This window comes from Methylobacterium sp. BI1 (assembly GCF_056680125.1).
This window is the reverse complement of sequence record NZ_CM155267.1, coordinates 1151688-1178205: the sequence shown is the minus strand read 5'-3', so window position 1 is coordinate 1178205 and position 26518 is coordinate 1151688. Positions and strand designations below refer to the sequence as shown.

General features: G+C 71.6%; 27 protein-coding genes and 1 riboswitch. Of the genes, 15 read left to right on the top strand and 12 right to left on the bottom strand.

The features are described from left to right. Nucleotides 1-164 precede the first annotated feature (164 nt). Entirely contained in the window at nt 165-1190 is a 1026-nt protein-coding gene (locus AC1MGR_RS05685) for a TerC family protein (protein WP_480233946.1), read from the top strand. 172 nt (nt 1191-1362) lie between these two features. Here AC1MGR_RS05685 and AC1MGR_RS05680 read toward each other — a convergent pair whose 3' ends face one another. From AC1MGR_RS05680 to AC1MGR_RS05670, 3 genes are all read right to left on the bottom strand, one after another. Next, nucleotides 1363-2118 carry an N-acetylmuramoyl-L-alanine amidase gene (locus AC1MGR_RS05680; protein WP_480233945.1) on the bottom strand — a complete coding sequence of 252 codons (756 nt, stop codon included), beginning with the start codon at nt 2116-2118 and terminating at the stop codon, nt 1363-1365. After that, a complete protein-coding gene (locus AC1MGR_RS05675) occupies nt 2115-2840 on the bottom strand; it encodes a molecular chaperone DjiA (RefSeq protein ID WP_108035144.1) in 726 nt (241 codons plus the stop codon). Before AC1MGR_RS05675 ends, AC1MGR_RS05680 begins: the two co-directional genes overlap by 4 nt. A 157-nt stretch (nt 2841-2997) precedes the next feature. Beyond that, nucleotides 2998-3888, bottom strand: a complete 891-nt coding sequence (locus AC1MGR_RS05670; RefSeq protein WP_480233944.1) for a collagen-like protein — start codon at nt 3886-3888, stop codon at nt 2998-3000. A 231-nt stretch (nt 3889-4119) separates the two neighbouring features. On the opposite strand from AC1MGR_RS05670, the gene AC1MGR_RS05665 reads away from it, so the two are divergent. The 3 genes from AC1MGR_RS05665 to AC1MGR_RS05655 all read left to right on the top strand — a co-directional run bounded on the left by AC1MGR_RS05665 (nt 4120) and on the right by AC1MGR_RS05655 (nt 7140). Next, on the top strand, nt 4120-4974 hold the full coding sequence (locus AC1MGR_RS05665) for an ImuA family protein (protein ID WP_480233943.1): 855 nt from the start codon (nt 4120-4122) through the stop codon (nt 4972-4974). Continuing rightward, nucleotides 4877-6451, top strand: a complete 1575-nt coding sequence (locus AC1MGR_RS05660) for a Y-family DNA polymerase (RefSeq protein WP_480233942.1) — start codon at nt 4877-4879, stop codon at nt 6449-6451. Before AC1MGR_RS05665 ends, AC1MGR_RS05660 begins: the two co-directional genes overlap by 98 nt. Nucleotides 6452-6570: 119 nt before the next feature. Beyond that, nucleotides 6571-7140, top strand: a complete 570-nt coding sequence (locus AC1MGR_RS05655; protein ID WP_480233941.1) for a TY-Chap domain-containing protein — start codon at nt 6571-6573, stop codon at nt 7138-7140. A gap of 20 nt (nt 7141-7160) precedes the next feature. Here AC1MGR_RS05655 and thiC read toward each other — a convergent pair whose 3' ends face one another. Continuing rightward, nucleotides 7161-9053, bottom strand: a complete 1893-nt coding sequence (gene thiC / locus AC1MGR_RS05650) for a phosphomethylpyrimidine synthase ThiC (protein ID WP_480233940.1) — start codon at nt 9051-9053, stop codon at nt 7161-7163. Between the two features lie 78 nt (nt 9054-9131). Beyond that, nucleotides 9132-9240: riboswitch (TPP riboswitch) on the bottom strand. 148 nt (nt 9241-9388) lie between these two features. Between thiC and AC1MGR_RS05645 the strand changes: the two genes are divergently transcribed. Further along, nucleotides 9389-10135, top strand: a complete 747-nt coding sequence (locus AC1MGR_RS05645) for a BA14K family protein (protein ID WP_108035149.1) — start codon at nt 9389-9391, stop codon at nt 10133-10135. Between the two features lie 109 nt (nt 10136-10244). Here AC1MGR_RS05645 and AC1MGR_RS05640 read toward each other — a convergent pair whose 3' ends face one another. The 3 genes from AC1MGR_RS05640 to AC1MGR_RS05630 all read right to left on the bottom strand — a co-directional run bounded on the left by AC1MGR_RS05640 (nt 10245) and on the right by AC1MGR_RS05630 (nt 11846). Next, nucleotides 10245-10499: a hypothetical protein gene (locus AC1MGR_RS05640; RefSeq protein WP_108035150.1), complete on the bottom strand. Its 255-nt coding sequence runs from the start codon at nt 10497-10499 to the stop codon at nt 10245-10247. Between the two features lie 140 nt (nt 10500-10639). Further along, nucleotides 10640-10861 carry a hypothetical protein gene (locus AC1MGR_RS05635; protein ID WP_480233939.1) on the bottom strand — a complete coding sequence of 74 codons (222 nt, stop codon included), beginning with the start codon at nt 10859-10861 and terminating at the stop codon, nt 10640-10642. Between the two features lie 187 nt (nt 10862-11048). Further along, nucleotides 11049-11846 carry a zinc metalloprotease gene (locus AC1MGR_RS05630; protein ID WP_480233938.1) on the bottom strand — a complete coding sequence of 266 codons (798 nt, stop codon included), beginning with the start codon at nt 11844-11846 and terminating at the stop codon, nt 11049-11051. Between the two features lie 245 nt (nt 11847-12091). Here AC1MGR_RS05630 and AC1MGR_RS05625 point away from each other — a divergent pair, with 245 nt between their 5' ends. The 3 genes from AC1MGR_RS05625 to AC1MGR_RS05615 all read left to right on the top strand — a co-directional run bounded on the left by AC1MGR_RS05625 (nt 12092) and on the right by AC1MGR_RS05615 (nt 14659). Beyond that, nucleotides 12092-12937: an alpha/beta hydrolase gene (locus AC1MGR_RS05625; RefSeq protein ID WP_480233937.1), complete on the top strand. Its 846-nt coding sequence runs from the start codon at nt 12092-12094 to the stop codon at nt 12935-12937. 27 nt (nt 12938-12964) lie between these two features. After that, nucleotides 12965-13339, top strand: a complete 375-nt coding sequence (locus AC1MGR_RS05620; RefSeq protein WP_480233936.1) for a restriction endonuclease — start codon at nt 12965-12967, stop codon at nt 13337-13339. A gap of 195 nt (nt 13340-13534) precedes the next feature. Further along, on the top strand, nt 13535-14659 hold the full coding sequence (locus tag AC1MGR_RS05615) for an acyltransferase family protein (RefSeq protein WP_480233935.1): 1125 nt from the start codon (nt 13535-13537) through the stop codon (nt 14657-14659). Nucleotides 14660-14663: 4 nt separating this feature from the next. Here the strand turns inward: AC1MGR_RS05615 and AC1MGR_RS05610 are convergent, their stop codons facing one another. Next, nucleotides 14664-15521, bottom strand: a complete 858-nt coding sequence (locus AC1MGR_RS05610) for a glutamine amidotransferase-related protein (RefSeq protein ID WP_108035155.1) — start codon at nt 15519-15521, stop codon at nt 14664-14666. 171 nt (nt 15522-15692) lie between these two features. On the opposite strand from AC1MGR_RS05610, the gene AC1MGR_RS05605 reads away from it, so the two are divergent. Further along, nucleotides 15693-15986 (top strand): hypothetical protein, encoded by a 294-nt coding sequence (locus AC1MGR_RS05605; RefSeq protein ID WP_480233934.1) that lies wholly within the window; start codon nt 15693-15695, stop codon nt 15984-15986. 10 nt (nt 15987-15996) lie between these two features. Here AC1MGR_RS05605 and AC1MGR_RS05600 read toward each other — a convergent pair whose 3' ends face one another. Beyond that, complete coding sequence (locus tag AC1MGR_RS05600) at nt 15997-16206, bottom strand: hypothetical protein (RefSeq protein WP_108035157.1); 210 nt, start codon at nt 16204-16206, stop codon at nt 15997-15999. Between the two features lie 179 nt (nt 16207-16385). Between AC1MGR_RS05600 and AC1MGR_RS05595 the strand changes: the two genes are divergently transcribed. The 4 genes from AC1MGR_RS05595 to AC1MGR_RS05580 all read left to right on the top strand — a co-directional run bounded on the left by AC1MGR_RS05595 (nt 16386) and on the right by AC1MGR_RS05580 (nt 20766). Continuing rightward, nucleotides 16386-16709 (top strand): hypothetical protein, encoded by a 324-nt coding sequence (locus AC1MGR_RS05595; protein WP_108035158.1) that lies wholly within the window; start codon nt 16386-16388, stop codon nt 16707-16709. A 76-nt stretch (nt 16710-16785) separates the two neighbouring features. Beyond that, nucleotides 16786-17877 carry an IS630 family transposase gene (locus AC1MGR_RS05590; protein ID WP_480232078.1) on the top strand — a complete coding sequence of 364 codons (1092 nt, stop codon included), beginning with the start codon at nt 16786-16788 and terminating at the stop codon, nt 17875-17877. 60 nt (nt 17878-17937) lie between these two features. Next, a complete protein-coding gene (locus tag AC1MGR_RS05585) occupies nt 17938-18387 on the top strand; it encodes an N-acetyltransferase family protein (protein WP_480233933.1) in 450 nt (149 codons plus the stop codon). A 180-nt stretch (nt 18388-18567) separates the two neighbouring features. Beyond that, complete coding sequence (locus AC1MGR_RS05580; RefSeq protein WP_480233932.1) at nt 18568-20766, top strand: transglycosylase domain-containing protein; 2199 nt, start codon at nt 18568-18570, stop codon at nt 20764-20766. Nucleotides 20767-20832: 66 nt separating this feature from the next. Here AC1MGR_RS05580 and AC1MGR_RS05575 read toward each other — a convergent pair whose 3' ends face one another. From AC1MGR_RS05575 to AC1MGR_RS05565, 3 genes are all read right to left on the bottom strand, one after another. Then, nucleotides 20833-22350 (bottom strand): FAD-dependent monooxygenase, encoded by a 1518-nt coding sequence (locus tag AC1MGR_RS05575; RefSeq protein ID WP_480233931.1) that lies wholly within the window; start codon nt 22348-22350, stop codon nt 20833-20835. A 115-nt stretch (nt 22351-22465) separates the two neighbouring features. Then, on the bottom strand, nt 22466-23728 hold the full coding sequence (locus tag AC1MGR_RS05570) for an OprO/OprP family phosphate-selective porin (RefSeq protein ID WP_480233930.1): 1263 nt from the start codon (nt 23726-23728) through the stop codon (nt 22466-22468). A gap of 83 nt (nt 23729-23811) precedes the next feature. Next, nucleotides 23812-24651, bottom strand: coding sequence for an aldo/keto reductase (locus tag AC1MGR_RS05565; RefSeq protein WP_480233929.1), 840 nt, complete (start codon nt 24649-24651; stop codon nt 23812-23814). Between the two features lie 271 nt (nt 24652-24922). Here AC1MGR_RS05565 and AC1MGR_RS05560 point away from each other — a divergent pair, with 271 nt between their 5' ends. Both AC1MGR_RS05560 and AC1MGR_RS05555 read left to right on the top strand, forming a co-directional pair. Further along, nucleotides 24923-25990 (top strand): adenylate/guanylate cyclase domain-containing protein, encoded by a 1068-nt coding sequence (locus tag AC1MGR_RS05560; protein WP_108035163.1) that lies wholly within the window; start codon nt 24923-24925, stop codon nt 25988-25990. After that, complete coding sequence (locus AC1MGR_RS05555) at nt 25987-26469, top strand: YaiI/YqxD family protein (protein WP_480233928.1); 483 nt, start codon at nt 25987-25989, stop codon at nt 26467-26469. The genes AC1MGR_RS05560 and AC1MGR_RS05555 overlap by 4 nt, the downstream gene beginning before the upstream one ends. Nucleotides 26470-26518 lie beyond the last annotated feature (49 nt).

Sequence of the window (26518 nt, the reverse complement as noted above, 5' to 3'; positions counted from 1 at the left end):
CGGCCCTGTCAAGCGTGACAGGTCGATGCCCTTGATTCGCCCGGTTCAGAGTCCCAACTGCGCCTCATCGGCTGCGGGCCCCTCTGGCGGGATGCTGCATGATGCGTTCCGTGATGTCGGAGCCGATGCTTTCTCTCCTCAAGAAGCATCGACGGTCCTGCGTCATGGTTGATTTTCTGTATTACGAGTGGCTCGGCAAGCCCGTGTGGATGTGGCTCGGGTTCCACGCCCTCGTGGCCGGGTTGCTGGCCTTCGATCTCGGTCTCCTGCATCGCGACAAGAACCACGAGATCGGCGTCAAGGAGAGCCTGCTCCTGACGCTGTTCTACTTCACCCTCGGCATGATCTTCGGCGGCTGGGTCTGGTGGTATCTCGGACCCCAGGCCGGCCAGGAATACGTGGCCGGCCTCGTGGTCGAGAAATCGTTGTCCATGGACAACGTCTTCGTGATCGCCGTCATCCTCACGGCCCTGGGCATCCCCCGCGCCGCCCAGCACCGGGTCCTGGTCTGGGGCATCCTCGCCGCCGTCCTGCTGCGCGGCCTGATGATCGGCCTCGGCGCGGCCCTCGTGCACCAGGCCGCCTGGGTGCTGTCGATCTTCGCCGCCTTCCTGATCTTCGCCGGCCTCAAGATGCTGTTCTCGAAGGACGAGGAGCCGGGCGACATCCGCGAGAACCGGGCCGTCCGGTTCCTGCAACGCGTCCTGCGCATCACGCCCGAACTGCACGGGCAGCACTTCATGGTGCGAAAAGCCGACCCGAAGACCGGCAAGACCGCCCTCTGGCTGACGCCCCTGGCCCTGGCGCTCATCCTCGTGAACGGCGCCGACGTGATCTTCGCCGTCGACAGCGTGCCGGCGATCTTCGCCATCACCACCGACACCTTCGTGGTCTACACCTCGAACATCTTCGCGATCCTCGGCCTGCGCGCCCTCTATTTCGCGCTGGCCGCGATGGTGGACCGCTTCGCCTATCTCAAGACGGCGCTGGCCTTCATCCTGATCTTCATCGGCGGGAAGATCGTGGTCGCCGATACCTTCGACCTCGTCCACGTGCCGCCGTGGGTCTCCCTCGCGGTCACGGTCGTGTTCCTGATCGCGGGCATCGCCTACAGCCTGTGGCGCACCCGCGGCACGGTGCCGGAGGCGGCGCACGGGCATGACGGCGGGGCGATGCAGCACCGGGCGTGATCGGATAACACTCCACCCTCTCCCCTCTGCGGGGGAGGATGGCTGCGGAGCAGGCGGGAGAGGGGGCATCTTCTCCGAAACCGGCGCTCCCCGCTCCCGACCCGCTGATGCGGGCCACCCGCTCCCGCATGGGGGGAGAGGAGAACGCGCCGCGTTCTGAGATCGTCAGACCTTACCGTCCCGGCAGCGCCGCGATCAGGTCGCGCAGGGTCGTGATGGTCGAGGCGTCGGCGACGCCGTCGACCCGGGCCGGCCGGAAATGGCGCTGGAACGCCGTCACCACCGCGCCCATGCGGGCGTCGAAGGTGGCGCTCACCGGCAGGTCGTAGCCGTAGAGGGCGAACATCGCCTGCAGGGCCTCGATCGGCGGGCCGGCATCGCCCTGCGCGAAGAACCGCCCGTCGCGGATCGGGGCCGGCGGCACCCAATGGCCGATGCCGGCACGGGCGAGGGTCTCCCAGGGGAAGTGCTCGCCCGGATCCTCCTTGCGCTCGGGGGCGATGTCCGAATGGGCGAGGATCCGGTGCGGGGCGAGGCTCCAGCGCTTGGCGAGGTCGCCGCACAGGGCGATCACGGCCTCGATCTGCGCACGAGGATAGGCCGGCAGGCCGCCCGCGTGGCCGCCATTCACGATCTCGATGCCGAGGGAGCGCGAGTTCAGGTCGCCGGTCCCGGCCCAGGAGCCCTGGCCAGCGTGCCAGGCCCGGCGTCCCTCGGGCACCATCTGCACCACGCGGCCATCCTCCAGCACCACGTAATGGGCCGAGACCTCCGCCACGGGGTTGGCGAGGCGCTGCAGGGCTGCGGCGGCGCTCTCCATGCCGGTGTAATGCAGGATGAGGTGGTCGACCGGGCCGGAGCGCCGCTCGCCGTGGTTCGGCGACGGGTGGACGCTGGTGGCGACGGGGCTCTCGGGCGTCGGTTTCACGTGAGGCCCCGCTCGCTGCTGATCCGGTCATAGGCGGCGTTGATGGCCGCGAGCCGGCGGGTGGCAATGGCCACCGCCTCCGGCGGCAGGCCGCGCGCGATGGCTCGGTCGGGATGGTTCTCCCGCACCAGGGCGCGGTGGGCGGCCTTCAGCCCGGCATCGTCGACATCGTGGTCGAGGCCGAGCACGAGGTAGGGATCGTCGGTGAGCCGGACGTGGCGGGCGGCGATGCGGCGGAACGCGGCCTCGTCGTAGCCGAAGGTCTCCGCCACTGCGCGCAGGTAGCGCTCCTCCGCCTCGTGGATGGCGCCGTCGGCCTTGGCGATGTGGAACAGGCCGTCGAGCACGTCCTCCAGCAGGGCCGGCTCGTCGTGGAAGGTGGTGGCCAATTGGCGGGCATAGGCCTCGAAGCCGTTCGCCGTGCCCTTGGCGAGGTCGAACAGGCGCTGCACGCCGGGTCGGGCGCGCTCCTCGACCTGCACCACCTTGGCGAAGGCCTCGACCTCGGCCGGCGTCACCACGCCGTCGGACTTGGCCATCTTGGCCGCCAGGGCCACGAGGCCGGTGGTGAAGACCACATCGCGCGGCGTGGTGCCGAACAGCGCGCCCTCGCGGTCGACCAGGAAGTGTCCCGCCACCCCGCCGACGAGGCCGCCGAGGGGACCGCCGATGGCGAGGCCGAGGCCGGCCCCGCCGAGCTTGCCCCAGATGCCCACGCTCATCGGGCGACCCCGCGGGCACAGGGAACGGGGCGGGAAGAGTGAGGAAACATGAACGGTATCGACACGGGCAGGATCGGCTTCGGCGCGAAACGAAGCGCGTCCTTACACCGGACGGCTCCGTTTCGGCGAGGGGCGATCGCCCGGGTCGCGCGTCCGCTCAGCGCTTGGCGCAGAGGCCGACGAGGCCCTGGCTCTCGCTGGGGCAGGCTGCGCTCAAGGTTCCGTCGGCCCCCGCCGTCACGATGGCGCTGCCGCCCTTCAGGCAGAGGGCCGAGGCCAAGATCTCGGTGCCCTCGCAGGAGATCGCGCAGCCCGAGGCCGGGCAGGTGTCCTGGCGCACCACCCGGAACGGGGATGCGGGTGCGGCGGTCGCCAGGGCGGCCTGACCGGCGTCGCCCTTCTGACCCACCGGGCCGCGCTCGCCGGCCGGCCCCTTCGCACCCATCTCGCCCTTCGGTCCGGCTTCGCCCTTCGAACCCGTGTCTCCCTTCGGACCCGGTTCACCCTTGGCCCCCGGCTCACCCTTGGGGCCGGCCTCACCCTTCATCCCCGGTTCGCCCTTCGGTCCCTGGGGACCGGGCAGGCCGGCGACGCCCTGCGGGCCGGCGGGACCGGTCTCGCCCTTGTCGCCCGTCTCGCCCTTCTGCCCCGTCTCGCCTTTGGGGCCGGGCTGGCCGGCGGGGCCGCAATTGGCGATGACCGCCTCGCGCTCGTCCTCGCCCGCCTTCAGGGTGGCGATGCAGTTGGTGGGCACGTAGGGCAGGCGGAAGACGAAGCGGCCCCGGCTGTCAGCAATGATCGAGATGTCCTCGTCGAGCACCACCACCGTGCCGGGCTTGCGCACGCTGCCGGAGATGCGGAGGTCCCCGTTCTCGAAGCGGGCATCGTAGACCTGGATCGGCTGCGACACGACCTGGGGCCGGCGCCCCTTGGACGCGGCCCGGGACGCATCGCCCCCGGGTTGGGCCGCCGTCTGCGCGGCGGCAGGGAGCCCTCCCGCGACGGTGATCAGGCCCGACAGGACCACGAGGGCACGAGCGAGACGCATGAAGTTCTCCCGGCTGATCCGCGTCTTGTGCGCGGCAGGTGAGGAGTGCTGCCCTGCCCTCGCCACAGGGTCAAGGGTGGCACGGAGGCGGGCTCGGGGGACGCCATCCACAGGCATCCACAGCCTTCCACAGGCCAAGTCCTTGAGCCGCAGCGAAATTCTGAATCGCCCCGGAAACCGATTGAGTGTGTTCCTGTTTTGTTCTTAGCGTAGCGGGAAGGAGCGGAGCCGATGAAACAGAGCCCTGAAGACCCTCCCGATGCGGAGACCGAGATGGCGTCGACGGACCGGGCGGATGGGGCATCGCCGTCCCGGGATTCCGAGCCCCTGGACGGGAAACCCGTGGATTTGGCCGCCCTGCGCGACCTCGTGGCCCATCACGGAGGGGCCTCGGTCCTCCGGGGGGCCCTTCCTTTCGGCATCCACGACGTGGATTCGCGCCTCGCGCAGGGTGGACTCGCCCTCGGGCAGTTGCACGAGATCGCCCCCGCCCAGGTGGGCGACGAGCCGGCGGCCCTCGGCTTCGCCCTGGCGCTGGTGGCACGCCACCTCGCCCGGGTGCGGGGCGAGGCCCTGCTGGTGGTGGGCCAGGGCCACCCCCTCCCCTACGGGCACGGGCTCGCCGGCCTCGGCCTCGACCCGGGGCGGCTCCTGCTGTTCGAGGTGGCCAGCGACGGCGACGCCTACCGGGCCCTGGAGGAATCCCTGCGGGCGCAGGGGATTGCCGCGGTGGCGGGCCTCGTCGACGCCGCCCTGCCCCTGGCCCAGAGCCGCCGGCTCCACCTGGCGGCCGGGCGAACCGACCTGCTCCTCCTCGTGCTGCGGCCCCCCGAGGCGGAGAGCCCCAACGTGGCGGCGACCCGCTGGCGGGTCGCCGCCGGCAAAGCCCTGCGCGACCGCTTCGGCTGCATCGAGCGGCCATGCTGGCAGGTGACCCTCGACCGAAGCCGCAATGGGCGGACCGGACACTGGCTTCTGGAGTGGGATCATGCCGCGCATCGTTTCGGTCTGGCTGGAGCACTGGCCGGTCACGCGGCTGAGGCGGGCGCGGGCCTGCCCGACCGGCGCGTCCAGCGCTCGGGCTGACGGCGCTCAGGAGGATGGCCCCCTGGTGGTGGCCGCGATGGAGGCCAACGGCCTGCGCCTGATCGCGGTGGACGCCGCCGCCCGGGCCCTCGGCCTCGAGCCCGGCGAGACCCTGGCCCGGGCCCGGGCCCGGATCGGCACGCCCGTCTCCGTCCATCCCGCCGACCCGGAGGCGGACGCGGCCGCCCTGCATCGGCTCTGCCTCTGGGCCAAGCGCTACACCCCGATCGTGGCGCCCTACGGCCCGGCGGAGGGCGGCGACGGGTTCTTCCTCGACATCGCGGGGGCGAGCCACCTGTTCGGGGGCGAGGCGCAGGTGCTGGCGGACCTCGCCGAGCGCCTGTGCGCGGGCGCGATCCCGGCGCGGATCGCCCTCGCGGACACGCCCGCCTGCGCCTTCGCCCTGGCCCGCTACGGCGGCGGCGGCCTGGTGGCGCCCGGATGCAACGGGGAGGCCCTGCAGGCCCTGCCGGTCTCGGCCCTGCGCCTCGATCCGGGCACGGCGCAGGCCCTGGCCCGCCTCGGCCTGCGCCGGATCGGCGACCTCGCCGCCGCGCCCCGGGCGCCCCTGGCCCGGCGCTTCGGCGAGACCCTGCTGCTGCGCCTCGACCAGGCCCTCGGCCGCCGGCCCGAGCCCCTCGTCACGGCCGAGGACCCGCGCGACTTCGAGGCCGTGCGCGGCTTCCTCGAGCCGATCGGGCTGCCGGAGACCATCGTCGCCACGGCCACGGGCCTGATGGAGGGGCTGGCTCCCCGGCTGGAGGCGGCCGGCCTCGGAGCCCGGGCGCTGCGGCTGTCCCTGACCCGGGTCGACGGGGTGGTGCGGACCCTCGACCTCGGGATGAGCCTGCCGAGCCGGTGCCCGGCCCAGCTCGCACGCCTGCTGAGCCTGCGCCTCGATCGCCTCGGCCCGGCCCTCGATGCCGGCTTCGGCTTCGAGACCGTGGGCCTCGCGGTCACCGCCACGGGCACGATCGCACCGCGTCAGGGCCTGCTGGTGGAGACGCCGGCCGAGGGGGGCGGCGCCGGGCCCCTGGGCGATGCCCTGCGCCAGCGCCTCGGGCGGCGGATGATGCGGCTCGGCTTTCGCGCGAGCCACCTGCCCGAGCGGGCCGACCTCGTGGAACCCTGGCGGGCGGATCGCCCGGCGCCGGCAGCCCGGCCCGATCCGGCGTCCAGCCCATGCCTGCCGCCCCGGCCCCTGGTGCTGCTCAGCCGGGGCGAGGCCGCCGAGGACGTCATCGCCCTCGCCCCCGACGGTCCGCCGCACCGCTTCCGCTGGCGCCGCCGCCTGCACCGCGTCGCCCATGCGGACGGGCCCGAGCGCATCGCCGACGAGTGGTGGCGGGCGCCGGGTCCGCTGCGGGACTACTACGTGGTCGAGGACGAGGCCGGCCGCCGCCTCTGGGTCTACCGCGAGGGCTTCCCCACCATGGAGACGCCCGCGCGCTGGTTCGTGCACGGGCTGTTCGCGTGAGCGGCATCGTCCCGGCAAGCCCGGCCGAGGCCATCGACGCAATTTAAGATTGCATTGCGCGAAAGATCGCGCATTCTCGCGTGGCTCGCACGCATCGGTCGGGTTCTGGAATCGCCAGGATGAATGCCACCCCGGGGATGCCTGTCGGCCTTCGATCCATCGGGACCGCACTGGTGGTGATCGCCGCCGGTTCCGTGTCGGCCGCAGCCCCGGCGGATCGCGGACGCGCGGAATTTGTCGCGACCCATCGATGCGCCGTCGTCGAGCGGCTGCGCAGCATTCACCGGCTCGGCCCGACCTCCACCTCGCGGGATCGTTTCCTCGTCGTGAGCGATGCACATGTGGGCCAGAGCTACGTCCAGTGCATCTTCTTCGATTCGGATACCCAGATGCACTGCGAAGCCTCCTCGGCGGCCTATGGCCCCAGGACGGACACCCTTCGCTTCGAACTCTCGCAGCCTTCGGCCCAGGCCCTTGCCCGACTGGGCTTCGCTCAGGCCGATCCGGTAAGGAACTATGTCCGGGAGATCGCCCTCGGGACGCCGCCTGATTTCGACGTCGCGGCCACGCTCATGCTGAGCACGCTCCATGACGCGTACGGCGCCCGGTCGGACACCCAAATCGCGTTCAAGGCACCGAGGGCGATCCTTCCCCTTCGTCCTTGCCCCGGACCGGTCAAACGCCGGTGACCGATCCGGGGACGAGCGGCCTATTCCGCCGCGTCGACGTAGAGCTTGCCGCCCTCGGCCTGGAACTCGGCCGATTTCGCCGCCATGCCGGCCTCGCGCTCGGCCGCGCTCAGGGGCGCGGCCTCGCCCAAGACCTGCCCGGCCGCCTCCATCGCCAGCACCTCGGCGCGCAGGTCCTGCGTGATCTTCATCGAGCAGAACTTCGGGCCGCACATCGAGCAGAAATGCGCGACCTTGTGGGCGTCCTTCGGCAGGGTCTCGTCGTGGTAGGCACGGGCCGTGTCCGGGTCGAGGGAGAGGTTGAACTGGTCCTCCCAGCGGAAGTCGAACCGGGCCCGCGACAGGGCGTCGTCGCGCAGCTGCGCCGCCGGGTGGCCCTTGGCGAGGTCGGCGGCATGGGCCGCGATCTTGTAGGTGATCACGCCTTCCTTGACGTCGTCGCGGTTGGGCAGGCCGAGATGCTCCTTCGGGGTGACGTAGCAGAGCATGGCGCAGCCGAACCAGCCGATCATCGCGGCGCCGATGCCGGAGGTGATGTGGTCGTAGCCGGGGGCGATGTCCGTGGTCAGCGGGCCGAGGGTGTAGAACGGCGCCTCGCCGCACTCCACGAGCTGCTTCTCCATGTTCACCTTGATCTTGTGCATCGGCACGTGGCCGGGGCCCTCGATCATGGTCTGGCAGCCCTTGTCCCAGGCGATCTTGGTCAATTCGCCCAGGGTCTCCAGCTCGGCGAACTGCGCCGCGTCGTTGGCGTCCGCGATGGAGCCGGGGCGCAGGCCGTCACCCAGGGAGAACGAGACGTCGTAGGCCCGCATGATGTCGCAGATCTCGTCGAAGCGCTCGTAGAGGAACGACTCGCGGTGACCGGCGAGGCACCAGCGCGCCATGATCGAGCCGCCGCGGGAGACGATGCCGGTGACCCGGCGCGCGGTGAGCGGCACGTGGGCGAGGCGCACGCCCGCATGGATCGTGAAGTAGTCGATGCCCTGCTCGGCCTGCTCGATGAGCGTGTCCTTGAAGACCTCCCAGTCGAGCTTCAGCGGGTCGCCGCCGACCTTCTCCAGGGCCTGGTAGATCGGCACGGTGCCGATCGGAACGGGCGAGTTGCGCACGATCCAGGAGCGGATGTTGTGGATGTTGCGGCCCGTCGAGAGGTCCATCACCGTGTCGGCGCCCCAGCGGGTCGCCCAGACCAGCTTCTCGACCTCCTCGGCGGCCGACGACGTCACGGCGGAATTGCCGATGTTGGCGTTGATCTTCACCAGGAAGTTGCGGCCGATCGCCATCGGCTCCACCTCGGGGTGGTTGATGTTGGCCGGGATGATGGCGCGGCCCCGGGCCACCTCGTCCCGGACGAATTCCGGCGTGATGAAGGCCGGCAGCGCGGCGCCGAAGCTGTTGCCGTCGGCGAGCGCGGCCTGCGCGCCCTCCAGCATCGTCTGGCGGGCGAGGTTCTCGCGGTTGGCGACGTAGATCATCTCCTCGGTGATGATCCCGGCGCGGGCGAACTCGTACTGCGTCACCATCTGGCCCGGGCCGGCCTTGCGGATCTCGCGGGTGGCCGGACAGGGGGCCACGAGCTTGTCCTCGGGCACGAAGCCGTTGTCCTCGGGCTTGACGGCTCGCGGCGTCACGGTGGCGTAGCCGCGCCGGGCGATCCAGGGCTCGCGCACCAGCGGCAGGCCGGCATGGAGGTCGATCCTGGCATCCGTCTCCGTGTAGGGGCCCGACGGATCGTAGACCCGCACCGGGGCCTCCTTCGGATCGCTGAGCGTGATCTCGCGGAACGGCACCCGGATGTCGTCGTGCCCGGCCACGGGAGCGTAGACCTTGCGCGAGCCCATGATCGGGCCGGTGGTCACAGCCTGGGGCTGGCCCTGCGGAAGGTCCTTCGGGAGAACGGGTGCATTCATCGGTTTCGCTCCTGGCGTGGGAGACGATCCGGTTCATCGGCGGCGGGGTCGGATGGGATGACGCCTGGGGTGACGCGTCGTCGAGGAGATTCCCGTCCCTCCGCCGGTACGAACCGGATCAGGTTCAAGGGTCAGGGCGACGCGCCCAATCTCAGCTCCCGTACTCGGAGCCCCCCTCGGAATGTTTCCAGATTCGAGGGCGGCGGCCGATTTGTCAATCGCCGGCCCGACGCCGTGCGGCGAATAGGGTGCGAAACGAACTTTATCGTCAGCCCCCGCGTTCGTTCACCAGAAGTTCGACCCTCGGGGTCGGCACGCGAACCACAGGTTCTCCCATGAAACGCATATTCCTGGCCTCGGCCGCCCTGGTCGGAGCCCTCTCGATGATTCCCGCCGCCGCGGACGCGCGTCCGGGTGGCGGCGGTGGCGGCTTCCGGGGCGGTGGCGGCGGCTTCCACGGCGGCGGCCTGGGTGGCGGCGGCTTCCGCGGCGGCAACTTCGGCGGCGGCGGCTTCCGCGGCGGCCTCGCCCAGGGCGGCGGGTTCCGTGGCGGCAATGTCGGAGGCAACTTCGGCGGTGGCGGCTTCCGCGGCGGCCTTGCGCAGGGTGGCTTCAACCGGGGCGGCTTCAACCGAGGCGGAACCATCGGCGTGGGTGCCGTCGGCGCCGGGGCGGGCCTGGCCGCCGGCAACGGCTTCCGGGGCGATCGCGGCGGATTCAACCGCGGTGGGTTCAACCGGGGCGGTGCCTATGCCGGACGGGGCTACGGCTACCGCCGCGGCTACGGCGGCCTGGGCCTCGGGCTCGGGCTGGGTCTCGCCGGTGCCGGGATCGGCTACGGCCTCGGCAGTGCCTATGGCGGCTATTACGGCGACGACTATTACGCCGGCGGCTACGCACCGGCCTATTACGGCGGCTACGCGCCCTACGGTGGCGGCTATGCCGCGACGGGCTACGAGGCCGGCCCGGAGGTCGCGACCAGCGGCGAGGACGTGGCCTATTGCGTCCAGCGCTTCCGGTCCTACGACCGCCGCACCGGGACCTATCTCGGTAATGACGGCCAGCGCCACGCCTGCCCGTAACGGCTGACGGGCTCCCTACCCATCGGAAGGGGCTCCGCCACGCGGCGGGGCCCTTTTTTACGTCCTGAAGGCCCCTTCGAGGTCTGCGAAGGCCGGGACGCGTTCCGCCTCACGAGCCCTGCAGGCTCTCGGCGAAGTCGTCCGGCACCTCGCCGAAGCTGCCCAGGATCGCGGCGCTCTCCAGTTCCCCCGTCTCGTCGTCGGCCACGACCTTGATCGCTGCCGTGCCGGGAAAGCGCGCGGCCATCGCCTCGGCCTTCTTCAGGGCCCCGCTCTCCGTCACCGCCACCTCGCGGTCGCCCGGCGAGAGCCGCTTGCGCTTCAGCACGAAGGTCTGCACCAGGAACGTCGTCTTGAGGGCCATCGCAGGGTCTCTCCACCGGGCCGCGCCGGATCGCGTCGGAATCCGGTGGCCGAGCGCACCTAGCACGAAAGCCCGGTTCCCAGGGGTCCGGAACGTTGCGGCCGGAACGCCGCGGCCGGACCCGGGCCGCCCGCCCTGGTCTACGCCGTCGGATTGTGCGGGGCCTCGAGCCGCCGGATCAGGCGCCCCGCGTCCCAGAGTTCGACGGAGCGGCCGTCCATGAAGGCCCGCGCCCGATCCAGCGCCTCCGCCTCGGTGCATCTCGCGAGCGACTTGGTGCGAAGGACGCGACCGGCAGTGTCGAGGAGCAGTACGCGGTAGCCGGACGACGGCGTCCAATGCCCCGGTGCATCCTCCCGCATGACCCGCTCCCGCCTCGAGGATCGTGAAGGCCGGTGCGTCGCTCCTGAATTCGAGACGAACAGCGCGCTGGCCCCAGCACGCATCGCAAGAGTACGGCTGCGCTCGTTAACGTACATACCGCGCCGGCAGATCATCCGGCGATGGGCTGAAGTCTTCCGTTCGCGCTTCTCGTCCTGACGGAGCGGATCACCACAGGCGCACCAGCCGGAACCCTGCGATCACATCTGCGAGATCGATCCCGAACAGGTCCGTCAACAGCAGGCTCGCGCGGAACAGCGGCCGGGTGAAGGCGGCGGAGACGAGGAAGAGGCCCAGCAGCACCAGACCCGAATGCCGGGCCATCCGGTCCGCCATGCTCCAGGGCGCGGCGGGTGGCGAAGCCGGCGGCCCGGAGAGCCAGGGCCGGACGATGCCGTAGCCGTCGAGCCCCGGGATCGGCATCAGCCCCAGCACCAGGGCCGTTCCCTGGAACAGAACCGAGACGGCGAGCACCGCCCTCAGCGTCGCGGCGCCGGGACTCGCCAGGGAGTAGAGCAGCGCGAGCACGACGAGGAAGAGGACGCTCATCGCCGGGCCGGCAGCGGCCACCGCCGATTGCCGTCCCCGGCTCAACGGGGTTTTGGACGAACCGCCGGCGCCGTCGGGCATTCCCACGCCCCCCGGAAATCCGACGCCACCCATGATGGTGAACAGCGCCGGCAGCAGCATGGTCGCCACGGGGTTGGGGGCCCGAAGGGGATCGAGGGTGAGGGCGCCCGTGCGGGGCAGGCCCCAGAGCAGCGCGGCCCGGGCATGGCCGTACTCGTGCAGGCACAGGCCCAGCACCCAGCCGGACATCAGGAAGACGAAGGCGGCGCCCGAGCCCACGAGCGCCCCGGCGCCGATACCGAAGCCGACTCCGCAGAAGATCAGCCCCACGAGGAGCGCGTTCGGGCTCAGGCCCGGATCGCCCATGCCCTCCACGCGACCGGCCGCGTCCCTCATGCCGCGCCGCGCCGGACCGATGGCAGCGCGTCGGACCGGTGGCGGGTCATCGGGGGGACGCTCGGGGCGAGGACGGGCGCAAGAGCATTCACGCGACGCAACATCGCTGGTGACACGCCAAAGTCCAGCCCTACCTCTCGGGCACGCCAAAGTGTCCCTTCCATCCCAGGGTCCGGCACGGTTCGGCGCCCCGCCAGCTTGGCCCGGGGGCGTCGCTCGGTCGCGGCCTCCCCGTCATCCAGCGCATGCGCCTCCTCGCCTCCCTCGTGGCCACCGCCGTCCTCGGCCTCTCCGTCCTGGCGGTGACGCTGCTGACCGTGTTCCAGCGCCACCTGATCTATCCGGGCGCCTTCCGCAGCCAGGCGCCCGCCGCCGTCCGACCGGCGCCGACGGGCACGGTGGCGGTGAGCCTGCCCACGGCCGATGGCGAGCGCCTGCTCGGGTTCTGGCGCGCGCCGGAGCCGGGCTGTCCGGTAGTGCTCAGCTTCCACGGCAACGGCTCGCGGCCGGAGCCCGCTGCGGCGCGGTTCGCCGGCGCCCCCTGGCGCCCAGCGGGCTGGGGCGTCCTCGCCATCGCCTATCGCGGCTATCCCGGCTCGACCGGGAGCCCGAGCGAGGCCGGGCTGATCGCCGACGGAGAGGCGGCCTACGCGATGGTGCAGGCGCGGGCTCCCGGAACCCCGGTGCTGCTGCACGGTCATTCCCTCGGGGCGGCGGTGGCGGTGGCCCTGGCCGAGACCCGGCCGCATCTCGGCCTCTATCTCGAGGCGCCCTTCGACTCCCTCTCCGCCATCGTCGCCGGGCGCTTCCCCTTCCTGCCGACCCGCCTGCTCCTTCGGGACACCTTCCGGTCCGATGCGCGCATCGCCGACGCGGGCGGTCCGATCGTCATCGTCCACGGCCGGGACGACCCGGTGGTGCCGCTGGCGCATGCCGAGCGGCTGGCGGCCCAGGCCGGGGCGCGGGCGCACCTGACCGTCATCCCCGGCGACCACGTTTCCATTCTCGGGACCCAGGACCGCGCGGCCGCGGCCCTGTTCCATCCGAACGTCCTCGCCTGCCGCCGGCTTGTCCCGGCAGCGGCCCCTTGAGCCACGCATCCGACGGGAGAGACCCCCTTGGGACGACGAGCCCGACTCTGGCGCGACGACGACCCGACCACGCACGGTCCGCAGGCCAAAGCTCCGGTGATCTGCCCGCTCTGCGAGCGGCCGATCCCGGCCCATGCCAAATCGAGCCTGCACCACCTGACCCCGAAGCTGAAGGGCGGGGCACGGGCCGGCACGGTGCGCCTGCACCAGATCTGCCACTCGGCGATCCATGCCCGCTTCAGCGAGGCCGAGATCGCCCGCCGCCTCGCCGACGTGGAGGCCCTGCGGGCGGCGCCCGCATTGGCCGAGTTCCTGGCCTGGGTCCGCACCAAGCCGGACGACTTCCACGCCGCGACCCGCATGACCCGCGACCGCCGGGGCGCCAAGCGCGACCCGCACTGACGCCTGCACGGGTCTGGGCTTGAAGAGGTCTGAGCCTGTACGGGGTCGCGCATCCCGGGAAGGCGCCCTCGCCCGCAGGAAGACCCGGCCCGGCCTTTACCTTCCGTTCGGCATGATCGGCGACCAATCCCCGCCGTATCGCCATCCTTAAGACCTGGCGCCGAAGGATCGCGGCCCTGTGGGCGGGGACGGATCATGGCGGCGGTCACGGCGGAACAAGGATCGGCGAACGGAGCGGGACGGGTCGCAGCGGGATCCCCGGAAGAGGCCGCCCGGCTCGCCTGGGTGGATGTCGCCAAGGGCCTCTGCATCATCCTCGTGGTGATGATGCACTCGACGCTCGGCACCGGGATCGCCATGGAGGGCGAGGGCTTCCTTCACACCGTCGTGGCCTTCGCGCGCCCGTTCCGCATCCCGGACTTCTTCCTGCTGTCGGGCCTGTTCCTCGGCCGGGTCATCGACCGCGACTGGCGCCTGTTCCTCGACCGGCGCCTCGTGCACTTCGTCTATTTCTACGTGCTCTGGGTGCTGATCCAGTCGGCCTTCAAGTACGGGCCGATCACCGACGGAGCCGGTCCGGGCGCCTTCGCCGCGCACTTGGCCCTGGCCGTGGTCGAGCCCTACTCGACCCTGTGGTTCATCTACCTGCTGGCGGTGTTCTCGGTGCTGACCAAGGCGCTGCGGTCCGTGCCGACGGCGTGGCTCCTCGGCGGCGCGGCGCTGCTGCAGGTCCTGCCGATCCATACCGGCCTCGAACTGATCGACGAGTTCTGCGACCGCTACGTCTGGTTCCTGGTCGGCTACCTCTTCGCCGCGCGCATCTTCACCTTCGCCGACCGCGTGCAGCGCCATCCCCGCGCGGCGCTGCTTGGCCTGGCGCTCTGGGCCGTGGTCAACGCCGCCCTGGTCTTCGTGCCCACGGGCATCCGGGCCGTGCCGGTGCTGGCGAACCTCCCGGGCCTCGCCCTCGTCCTGAGCGGCGCCGGCGCCCTCGCGATCGTCGCCATCGGCGCCCTGATGTCCCGGGCCGGCGGCCCGGTAACGGCGGCGCTGCGGGCCTGCGGCCAGCGCTCGATCGTGATCTACCTCGCGTTCTTCCTGCCGATGGCCCTCACCCGCACGCTGATCGTGAAGTCGGAGGCGATCGCCGATATCGGCCTGGCGAGCCTCGTCGTCACGGTGGTGGCGATCCTGGTTCCGCTGGCCTTCGAGCGGATGGTCCGCCATACGCGGCTGTCGTTCCTGTTCGTGCGACCGCGGGCCTTCCACATCGTCGGGGCCCGCCCGCGGCCGGGCGCTGCCGCCCTGCGCACGGTCTGAGCCCTCAGGCCGCGGCCTCGACCCGGGGCCGGACGAGACGGTCGAGGAAGTTCCCGATCTCAGCCCGCCGACGGGCCGGCTCCACGAGGTCGGGACCGAGCCGGTGGCGGGCGATCAGGTCCCGATGGCCCTCCGGCTCCGCATGGATGCGGCAGAGGTCGGCCGCATAGGCCTCCACGGCCGCGTGGTCGGGCAGCGCGCCCGCCTCGACCACGTCGTCGGCGCTGAGGCGCAGCATGGCGGCCAGGGCGTCGAGGTCGAGCTCGGGATGGTACTGCGTGCCCCAGAACACGCCCGGTCCGTGCCGGATCTCTATCGCCTGGACCGACAGCACCCCGTTGCCCGCCAGCACCGTGGCGTGGGCCGGCGGCGTGATGACGGCATCGAGATGCATGGCGGGTGCGTCGAAGCGCTCGCCGCGCCCGGCCAGGAGCGGATGCGCCCGACCGGCCTCGGTGCGCACGAGATCGCGCGAGAACCCGTATTCCGGTCCCTTCGGATTGCGGGCCGCGTGACCGCCCGCCACCACCGCGGCGACCTGGACGCCCCAACACGAGCCGAAGACCGGGAGACCGGTGCCGAGGGCGTCGCGCACGAGGGCGATCTGGCGCCGCACGGCGTCGGACTCGTCGCTGACGTGAAGCGTCGAGCCCGTCAGGATCAAGGCGTCGAAACCGCCGAGCGTCGTCCCGGGAGACAGGGCCGCATCGGCGTCGGCGGGGTTGATCAGGGTGCAGTCGACCCCCGGCGAGACCTGGCGCAGGACCTCCGCATAGGCTTCCGCCGAGGTGACGCCGGTGGCTGAAACGTGATCGGCCCGTCCGGACCGATCGTTTCCGTCGGCCACGAGGAGGTGCAGCATGTATTCGGTCCCATCCGGCCCCGGGGACCGGTCAAAGGGACGGGGAACGATCCCTGGCTGCCCTCGTTCCCGTCAGGCCGGACGCCGCATCGCCGCATGATCGATCGCCGCATGATGGCCAGAGGGCGGACGGTGCCGATGCGCGGCGCGAGCGCACGAACGGAGGCTTCGATGGTCACGCGACATCCCGCCACCGCCCCGCTGCTTCGCCCCCGACCCCTGTGGGCGTCCCTGGGCCTCGCCCTCGCGGGCCTGATGCCCGGCCTCGCTCCGGCGCCCGCCGCGGCGCAGTACATGGCCCTGACCGCCCCCGCGCCGCGGTCGGCCGCGCCCGAGCCGCCGAAGCCGGTGCCGTCGGCGACCCGCGCGGCCGAACACGCCTTCAACGGGCAATTGCCGAACCAGCGCACGGGCCACGGGCGCGAGCGCGTGGTGCGCGACATCTGCATCGGCTGCGACCGCTGACCCCGGTCGATCAGGACTCGCCGCGGGCGCCCCGGGTGATCGCCTCCACCATACCCTGCGACAGCCGCACGAACTGGCCGGTGCCGTGCCCGCGCGCATCGAGGAGTTCGGCGAAGACGGGCTTGGCCGGCTCGTAGGCCAGGGCTTCCCGGGACCGCGGCCTGCGGCGCTTCTCCCGCAGGCGGTCGGCAAGGGCGGCAGGAACGAACGGATCGCGCAAGTCCGGCAGGCTCCTCGTCACGGCCCGCGCGGGTGGGACCCGCCGGGCGAGGCCCGGGCTTAGGTCCGGGGTGGTTGCCGGAAGCTTAAGGCCGGGCCGCACCGCACGCCCGGAACCCGCGCTCACGGAACCGTATTCCCGCGGCCGAGGTTGGGTCTGCCGAACAGGGAGAAAACTTGATGTCTGACAGCGTGTTGGCGACCGTGACCGTTCCGTCCCTCAGGGCTGCCCGCGTAGCGCGGGACCGCCTGTCGCGCGCCGGCTTCGCCCGCAACAGCATCGAGATCGATCGCCTGGACGACGACGCTTTCGAAGTCTCGATCGCGACCCGGCCTGAGAACCATGACCGCGCCGAGCGCATCCTCAGCGGCTCGCCCCTGGGCAACGACCTGCGGGCCGCGGGACAAGCGGCGGCGAGCCGCTTCCAGGACAATCGCGGTCTCGCCCTCGGCCTCGCGGCCCTGGCCGGCTTCGCCCTGTTCGGCCTGATGCGTCGGGACTAGTGGTCTGAGTTAGAAGTTCTGTTGCAGATTTTGAGCTTGCACCTACGTGTGGGGGATGTCCGCACGGAGGTGACCGATGGCCCGTGGTCCAAAACCTGCTCCTCTCCATTTGACTGAGGACGAGCGCACGCGCCTAGCGGGGCTCATCCGCCGTCGCAATGTCGGCCAAGCCTTGGCTCAGCGCGCGCGGATCGTGCTGGCCTGCGCCGAGCCGGGATCGACCAACAGTGGCGTTGCCCGTGATCTCGGCGTCAGCCGGATGAGCGTCACGACGTGGCGCGCCCGTTTCCTCGCTCATCGCCTCGACGGCCTCGTCGACCTGCCCCGCTCCGGTGCGCCACGTGCCGTCACGGACACGGCCATCGAAGGGATGGTCACCCTCACGCTGGAGAGCCAGCCAGAGAACGCCACCCACTGGTCGACCCGCGCCATGGCCCGGCGGGTCGGCATGAGCCAGAGCATGGTCTCGCGAGTCTGGCGTGCCTTCGGGCTGCAGCCGCACAAGACCGACACCTTCAAGCTCTCGACCGATCCCGCCTTCGTCGACAAGGTCCGGGACGTGGTCGGCCTCTACATGGCTCCGCCGCATCGTGCCGTGGTGCTGTGCGTCGACGAGAAGCCGCAGATCCAAGCGCTGACGGGCACGGCCCCCGTGCTGCCGATGCGGCCCGGCCAGCCGGAGCGCCGAACTCACGATTATCGTCGCCAGGGTACGACCGACCTGTTCGCCGCCCTCGACGTCCAGGCCGGGACGGTGATCGGCCACTGCACAGGCCGGCACCGTTCGGTCGAGTTCCGCGACTTCCTCGATCAGATCGAAGCGGCCGTCCCAAGCGATCTCGACGTGCACCTCGTGCTCGACAACGCGGCCACCCACAAAACCAAGCTGATCCACGACTGGCTCGTGAAGCGTCCGCGTTGGCACCTTCATTTCACGCCGACGTCCGCATCATGGCTCAATCTCGTCGAGGGTTGGTTTGCCCTGCTCACCCGTCGACGTCTGCAGCGTGGTGCCTTCCAACAGACCAGCGATCTCGAAGCTGCGATCCACGCCTACATCGCTCAGACCAACACCGATCCAAAGCCCTTCGTCTGGACCAAACCCGCTGATGCGATCCTCGCAAGCGTCGGACGCTTCTGTCAGAGAACTTCTAACTCAGACCACTAGATCAGCCCGCAAGATCTTCGCTCCGCCGGCTCCGGCCGGGGGAGCCGACCGGAGTGAGGCGTGGCGAGCCGTTACGGCCTCGAGATCCGGGCGGCGAACGTCGGCGACGCGGCGGGCCTCGCCGAACTCCTGCGCGGCGCCGGGCCGCCGGTCGCCGCCGAGAGCCTGGCCGAGCGGATCGAAGCCCTTCGGCACGGCTCGGGCGCGGCCCTCGTCGCCGTCGAGTGGGGTCCCCCGAGCGGCCTCGTCGTCCTGCACTGGTATCGGTCCCTTTCGGCCAGCCTGCCGACGGCGCAGATCACCACGCTGCTGGTCGATCCCGACGCCCGACGGCGCGGCATCGGCCGCCTCCTCCTGAAGGCGGCCTCGCAGGCAGCGCGCTCGGCCGGGTGCGGCGAGATCCAGTTGCTGGCCGGTCCCGAAGGCGCGGACCTGCAGGCCTTCGCCGCCGCCACCGGATTCAGCGATCAGGGCTCCGTGTCGGTTCGGCCCCTGCGCAAGAAGGGATGATCCGGCGACCGTGGCCACCGCTCGGACATCCGGCGCACGAACCGCGAAGGCCGTGCAATTTCCCCTGATTTTTCAAAGCTTTGAAAAATCAGCCGGTTAACACCCCTTAAACCCGCCGCAATTACCGTGCGCAAGCAGGGTCGCTCGAATCGCGAACGAACCTTGGGGCAGACGGGACGCATGGCGAAGGGACGTGGCGGCGCAGGCAGGGGGGAGCCGAACTTCGACGTGCCCGAGGGCCGCGTCGGGGACCCGGCCGATCTCGACCTGCGGCTCTCGCGCGCCGATCGCGCGGGAGGCGGCGTGGCACGAGGCGAGTCAGGTTCGAAGGGCGGCCGCGGCGCGAAGAGCCGTGCCCCCGCCCCATCACGGGCGCTGCGCAAGGCGCCGCGCCGGGCCCGCCGCTCGATCCTCGGCCGGCTCGTCTACGGCGTCCTCGTCCTCGGCCTCTGGGGCGTCATCGGCATCGCGGGGCTCGTGGCCTACCACGCCTCGCAGCTGCCGCCGATCGACCAGCTTGCGGTACCCAAGCGCCCGCCCAACATCGCGATCCTGGCGAGCGACGGCTCGCTCCTGGCCAATCGCGGCGAGACCGGCGGCCGGGTCGTCGGCATCAAGGAACTGCCGCCCTACCTGCCGCGCGCCTTCGTGGCGATCGAGGACCGGCGCTTCTACAGCCATTTCGGTGTCGACCCCGTCGGCATCGCCCGCGCGGTCGCCCAGAACGTGACCCGCCGCGGCGTCTCCCAGGGCGGCTCGACCCTGACGCAGCAGCTCGCCAAGAACCTGTTCCTGACGCCCGAGCGCTCGGCGTCGCGAAAGATCCAGGAGGCGATCCTCGCCCTCTGGCTCGAGCACAAGTACAGCAAGGACGAGATCCTCGAGCTTTACCTGAACCGCGTCTATTTCGGCGCCGGCGCCTACGGCGTGGAGGCCGCGGCCCAGCGCTACTTCGGCAAGCCGGCGAAATCCGTGACCCTCGCGGAGGCCGCGATGCTCGGCGGCCTCGTCCAGGCGCCCTCGCGCCTGGCCCCGAACCGCAACCTGCCGGCGGCCCAGGCCCGCGCTGCCCAGGTGCTGGCCGCCATGGAGGAGCTCGGCTTCGCCAAGCCCGCCGAGGTCAAGCTGGCCCTGGCGAGCCCGGCCCGGCCCGCCGGCGTGCGCGGCGGCGGCTCGGCCAACTACGTCGCCGACCTCGTCATGGACGTCCTCGACGACTTCGTGCCGAAGTTCGAGAGCGACATCGTCATCGCCACCACCGTCGATACCGGCCTCCAGGGCGCCGGCGAGAAGGCGCTGGTGGACGAGCTGAACCAGAAGGGCGGCCGCTACAACGTCGCCCAGGGCGCCCTCGTCTCGATGAAGCCGGACGGGGCGATCCGCGCCCTGGTGGGCGGGCGCGACTATGCCCAGAGCCAGTTCAACCGCGCCACCACGGCCAAGCGCCAGCCCGGCTCGTCGTTCAAGCCCTTCGTCTACCTCGCGGCGGTCGAGCACGGCCTGACCCCCGACACCGTGCGGGAGGACGCCCCGATCAGCATCAAGGGCTGGAGCCCGGAGAACTATTCCCGGGATTACCGCGGCCCGGTGACCCTGCGCGACGCCCTCGCGCTCTCCCTGAACACCGTGGCGGTGCGCCTCGGCCAGGAGGTCGGGCCCAGGACCGTGGTGCAGACGGCCCAGCGCCTCGGCATCTCCTCCCCGCTGCAGGCCAACGGCTCGATCGCGCTCGGCACCTCGGAGGTCACCCCCCTGGAGATGGTGGGCGCCTACGCCGCCTTCGCCAACGGCGGCACGGGGGTGATCCCCTACATCATCGCCAGCGTGAAGAGCGCCGACGGCAAGGTGCTCTACAAGCGCAAGGACGGCGGTCTCGGCCGCGTCATCGACGCCAATGCGGTCTCGATGATGAACGCGATGATGCACGAGACCTTCGTCACCGGCACCGCCAAGAAGGCGGAGGTTCCGGGCTGGGACCTCGCCGGCAAGACCGGCACCAGCCAGGATTTTCGCGATGCCTGGTTCATCGGCTACTCGGCCACCCTCGTGACCGGCGTCTGGCTCGGCAACGACGACGGCGAGCCGACGAAGAAGGTCTCGGGCGGCAACCTGCCGGGCGAGATCTGGAAGGCCTACATGACCGTGGCGCTGAAGGGCCAGAGCCCGGTGATGCTCCCGGGCGCCAACCGCTGGCGCAACCGCGGCCCGTCCGAGCCCGCCGTCACCAACAGCACCCCGGGCGGCCTGATCGGCGCCCTCCTGGGCGAGCCGCAGGCCGCCGCTCCGCCGCGCCCGGCGGCCCGCCACGCGGATGCGAGCCGCGGCCCGAGCCAGGACGACCGCAACTTCCTCGAGAAGCTGTTCGGGGTCGGCGAGTAGCGCCGGCTCCCGGGCCGGCTGATCCCCCGCGGGGTCGGGTCCGGCGCCCTTCCAGCCGGAGCCGTGTCAGCGGTCGACGCTCCAGGTCAGCCCGTGCTGCGCCTGGAAGGCGGCCAGCGTCGGGACGGAGGCTTCCGCATCGGCGAGGGCCACGTAGCCGTCGGGCCGCACGAGGTAGAGGGCATTCCGGGCGAGGCCCACGCGCTCGGCCTCCGGACTCCAGGCGAAGACCTGCAGGCGCAGACCCTGCTGCGCGCACCAGCGCGTCAGGTCCGGCGCCGCCGCCCCGTGGATCCGCACCTGCCAGTCCGAGCCGTCCGCCTCCGCGCCCGGCACCCAGGGCAGCCTATCCCCGCCATGGACCCGGCCCGCCCGCAGGGCGCTGAGGGCGCTGTGCCGGTAGGCCAGGGCGATCTGCGAGATCGTTCGGAACAGGAAGCGCCGGAGGGCCGGTGACGCCGCGATGCGCGGCGCCAGCAGGGGCGCGAGCGTCGTCCGCCCGAGCCGCGCCAACCGGCTCTCCGACGTCGCCAGGGTGAACACCCGGTCCGTCGTCGCGACGAGACGCCGGGCAAAGCCGATCCGCTCGGTCTCGTAGGTGTCGAGCAAAGCGTCGTCGGCCCGGCCCCGGAGGCAGGCGGCGAGCTTCCAGCCGAGGTTCATCGCGTCGCCGATGCCCGTGTTCATGCCCTGCCCGCCGGCCGGGCTGTGAATGTGCCCGGCATCCCCGAGCAGGAAGGCGCGCCCGTCGCGAAAGCGGTCGGCGACCCGGTGATGCACCCGGTAGGTCGAGAACCAGTTCACGGTCCGCGGCACGATCCGCAGCCGCTCCAGGGCGGTGGCGGCGATATCGTCGAAGGTGAGGGGCTCGCGGCGGCCGGCGTGATCGTCGAGCACCGTTCCGACGAGGCGCGCCCGCCCCCGCTCCGCCAGGGGGAACACGGCGAGGAAATCGGCGGCCCCGTCGAGGTTGAGATGGATCTCCCCGTCGATGGCCGGGCCCTCCGCCGCGATGTCGGCGACGTAGAAGACGCATGCGTAGGTGCCGCCCGGGAACCCGATCCCCAGGGACTCGCGCACCGTCGAGCGGGCGCCGTCGCACCCGGCGAGGTAGGCGGCCGCCACCTGGACCTGCGCGCCCTCGGCCGTGCGCAGGGTGGCGACGACCCGTGCCCTGTCCTGCGTGAACCCGACGAGTTCGGTCTCTCGCTCGACCCGGATCCCGACCGCGGCGAGGCGATCGATCAGGAGCCGCTCGTGCGCGTCCTGCGGGTAGATCAGCAGGAAGGGATAGGGCGTCGGGTCCCGCGGGTCGGCCGCGAAGGCCACGCGGGCGCGCTTCGTGCCGGCGGCCCAGACGTTGACGGCCGGAACCCGGTGCCCCGCGCCGACGACCGCGTCGGCGAGGCCGAGGAGACGATAGAGTTCGAGGGTGCGCGCCTGGATGCCGAGCGCCCGGGAGGTGGTGCCGGGTCCCTCCGTCCGGTCGACGATCCGGACGCGGATGCCGAGCCGTGTCAGCCAGAGGGCGAGGACCAGGCCCGTGGGCCCGGCGCCGACGATCAGGACTTCCGTGCGTTCCATGGATCGTCACGCCGACCCGGATCGCCGGGCGCGGCCCGGCCTGCCCATGCATCGTAGCACCGCCCCGGGGGCCGGCCGCAAGCCTGCCCAACGGGCTTCGGAGGCGTCGGGCCGCCTACCAGTAGAGCTGAAACCGCCCGATGAAGCTGTCCGCATCGATCGTGCGGCCGCCCTGCACCGCCGACGGGCTGGTATGCGAGCGGACGTAGTCGGCGACCACGCGGATGTTGCGGTCGGGATACCAGTTGAGCCCGACCGTCACGTCGCGCTCGATGCCGCCGCGGATGCCGGCATCGTCGAGGTCGATGGCGCTGAAGCGGGTGCCGAGTTCGAACACGCCGATCCCGCCCCGCGAGACCCGGTCGGACTCCGCCACCTGCACGCCGGAGAAGACCGCGTAGGTGGCGCCGTAATCGGGGGCGAGCTTGTAGGCGCGCCCCTTGCCGTTGAGGATGACGCTGGCCTGGACGTAGCCGCCCTGGAAGCCGACCGTGCGGGCGCCCCCGAAGCGCTCCACCTCCGTGCGGATGTACTCGGCCTGGACCAGGAACGGGCCGTCGCGATAGGCCGCTTCGAGGCCGATGCGGCGGATGCCCGACGCGTCGCGGATGTCGCCGGTATCGACGAAGTTGCGCTGATACAGGAAGGCTTCGGACCGGCTCGACAGCGACAGTCCCTGCCCATCGCGGGGCAGGTCGCGAAAGCTCCCGGCGAGGCCGAGGTGCAGAACCCGGTCGTCCTCGCGGATCGGCGCGTAGGTGGCGCGCCCCGTGGCGGCCACGCCCTCGCTGCCCACCCCGGAATTGGCGTTGCCGCCGAAGACGCTGGCGACCACCGTCCAGTCCTCCCCGTGGCGGCCCAGGGCGAAGCCGAAGTTGCGGGCCGGCGCGAAGGCGTCGGCGAGCGAGCGCTCGGTGAACAGGGTGGTGTTGTCGCCGGTCAACTGGTCGAGGCTGAAGGGCTCCTTCATGTTGCCCACCGTCAGGAGGGTGTCCTCCAGGCCCGTATAGGCGGCGGCCGCGTCGTTGATCGGCCGCATCGGGTCGGCGAAATCGTACTGGAAGGCGAGTTCCAGGCTCTTGCCGAGGGTCAGGTAGCTCTCGATCCAGGCCCGGCGCACTGCGAAGTTCTCCGGAAAGGGCTCGGGAAAACCGGCCTGCCGGATGGCGGCCGCGCCGTAATCGAGCTGCAGCTTGCCGCCGATGCGCAGCTTGGCGACATCCGGGAAGCGCAGGGTGATGCCCTTCTCGTCGATCGTCAGGGTCTCGCCGTTGGGCTGGTCGGGATTGCGCGTGTCGCGCTCGGACTCCTCGGACAGCGCCGGGCTCCCGGTGAGGCAGCACAGGCCGAGGACGACCGCACCCAGCCATCGCACCATCGCTCGCACTCCTCACACAGATCCGGCGCCGACCGTCGGCCCCGGATCATCCCCGGCCATTGGCCACAACTTCGCCCGGGGCGCTACAGCATCGGCAGGCTGCGCGGGCGCGGGCCGCGCGGGAAGGCTGCCTCGAGGGCGGTACAATCCTCCGGCGTCAGCGTGATGCCCCCCGCCGCCGCGTTCTCCCGGGCCCGCTCGGGCCGCGCCGTCTTCGGGATGGTGAAGGTGCCCTCCTCCCGTGTCAGGAACGCGACGGCGATGGCCCGGGCGGTCGTGCCATGCGCCTCCGCCAGGCGGGCGAGGACCCGGCCACCGGGGCTCCGAGGCTCGGGGAAGTCGCCGCTGCCGAAGGGCGAATAGCCGACCAGGGCGACCCCGTTGCGCCGGCACCAGGGCAGCACCGCGTGCTCGATGGCGCGCTCCTGCAGGTGGTAGAGCACCTGGTTACAGGCGATCTCGCCCGGCCCCGCGATCGCCAGGGCCTCGTCGAGATCGGCGACGTCGAAGTTGCTCACCCCCCAGGACAGGATCTTGCCCGCCTGCTTCAGGGCGGAGAAGCCCGCGATGGTGTCCTCCAGCGGAACGCGGCCGGGCCAGTGCAGCAGGTAGGCGTCGAGATGATCGGTGCCGAGGCGCTTCAGCGAGCGCTCGCAGGCGGCGACTACGCCGGCCCGGCTGGCATTGCCCGGCACCACCTTCGACACCAGGAACACCTCAGCGCGCCGGCCCGCGATGGCCTCGCCCACCAGGGGCTCGGCCTCGCCGTACATCTCGGCGGTGTCGATATGCGTCAGGCCGGCGTCGAGGCCCGCCCGCAGCGTCGCGCGGGCGGTGGCGTGATCCGCCTGGTCGAGGTGCCACGTGCCCTGTCCGATGACCGGCACCGCCGGCCCCGCCGCACCGAAAGTCCTGCTCCGCATCCGCCGCGCTCCCAAGATGGTGATCTCCCCAGGCAACGCATGGCGGCCACACCGGTCCCCGATCCGCCGGCCTGCGTCACCTTGGCCTTACTCGCGCCATCATGGGGCGATGATCAGGACGGGGTTCGAAGCTCGGCGCGCCAAGGGGCTGCGCCGCCTCCGGACCCTTCCCCGAAGGGGCCAATCCGTTGCGCAGCGCTGCACTCTCCCCCACCCCTGCCGGATCGCCGCCGCCGGCCCCCGCCGGGACACCGCACGGGGGACGCCGCTGATGCTGCCGCAGCACCGCTGGTTCTGGCTCCTCATCCTCATCGCCTGCGGCGGCGCGGGCCTGCTCTACAACGTGCTGTTCGCCGGGGGCGCGACGCCCCTCGCCGGCCTGACCTACGGTCTCGCCGTGGGCGGCACGACGCTCGCCTTCGACCGGGGCATGATCCTGGGCGGCCTGCAGGCGCGGATGCGCCGGATGCCGGCGAAATTCTACGTGCCCGCGGCCGAGTTCGCCTACGTGCTGATGATCGCCGCCGGCATCGCGCTGGGCGGGCTGCTGGTCTGGGCCCTCGGACTCACCGACGACGACCTCAGCCACGCGGTGCGGATCACCCCGCGGGTGCTGGCCTACTGCCTCGCGGTCTCGGCGATGCTCGTCTTCGTCATCCGCATGCGCGACCTCATCGGCGGCGAGGTGTTCGTAAACTTTCTCGTCGGGCGCTACCACCAGCCCGTGCGGGAGGAGCGGATCTTCCTGTTCCTCGACGTCGTCGGATCGACCGCCTTCGCCGAGACGCACGGCGACCTGAAGGCCCAGGCCTATCTCGGCGCGGTCTTCGCAGCCCTCGCCGAGCCGGTCCGGCGCAATGCCGGCTCCATCGACGACTATATCGGCGACATGGCGATGATCACCTGGCCGATGGCCCGCGGCCTGAAGGATGCCCGCTGCGTCGCCTGCGTGTTCGACGTGATGGACCGCCTGGACGCGGAATCCGAGGCCTGGATGGCGCGGTTCGGCACCGTGCCGCGCCTGCGCGCGGCCCTGCACGGGGGCGCGATCGTCACGGCGGAAGTCGGGGTCGACCGGCACAAGATCGCGTATTTCGGCGATGCCGTGAACGTCACCGCGCGCATCGAATCCCTGTGCCGGCCCCTCGGCACCGAGATCCTGGTCTCCGACGACCTGCTGGCCCGGATCACCCGCCTGCCCGCGGGCATCCGCGCCCGGGCCCTCGGCGCCCACGCCCTGCGCGGGCGCGGCCAGCCCCTCAGTGTCTCGACCCTGGAGCGGGTCGGGACGGAGACGGTGGAGTCCGGCGTGCCCCCGCACGCGGTCGCGGCACAATGAGCGAGGCCGACAACGCCCGCACCATCGTCGTCTACATCGACGCGGATGCCTGCCCGGTGAAGGACGAGACCTACCGGGTCGCGGGCCGCTACGGACTGCACGTCTACGTCGTGGCCAACAGCCTCCTGGCCCTGCCGCGGGAGCCCTGGATCGAACGGGTGGTGGTGAGCGATGGGTTCGACGCCGCCGACGACTGGATCGCCGAGCGGGCCCGGCCCGGCGCCATCGTCGTGACGGCCGACGTGCCCCTGGCCAGCCGCTGCGTGAAGGCCGGCGCCGAGGTGCTCGCACCCACGGGCAAGCCGTTCAGCGAGAGCGGCATCGGCATGGCGCTGGCCACTCGCAACCTGATGCAGGACCTGCGCGAGGCCGGTGCGATCACCGGCGGGCCGAAGCCGTTCTCGGCCCGCGACCGCTCCGCGTTCCTTGGTGCCCTCGACCGCACCGTGATGCGGCTGAAGCGGGGCGGCTTCGGCTAGGTGCCATCGACCGAACCGGTCCTGCGGCGTTGAGGCGATCCGCCGCCTG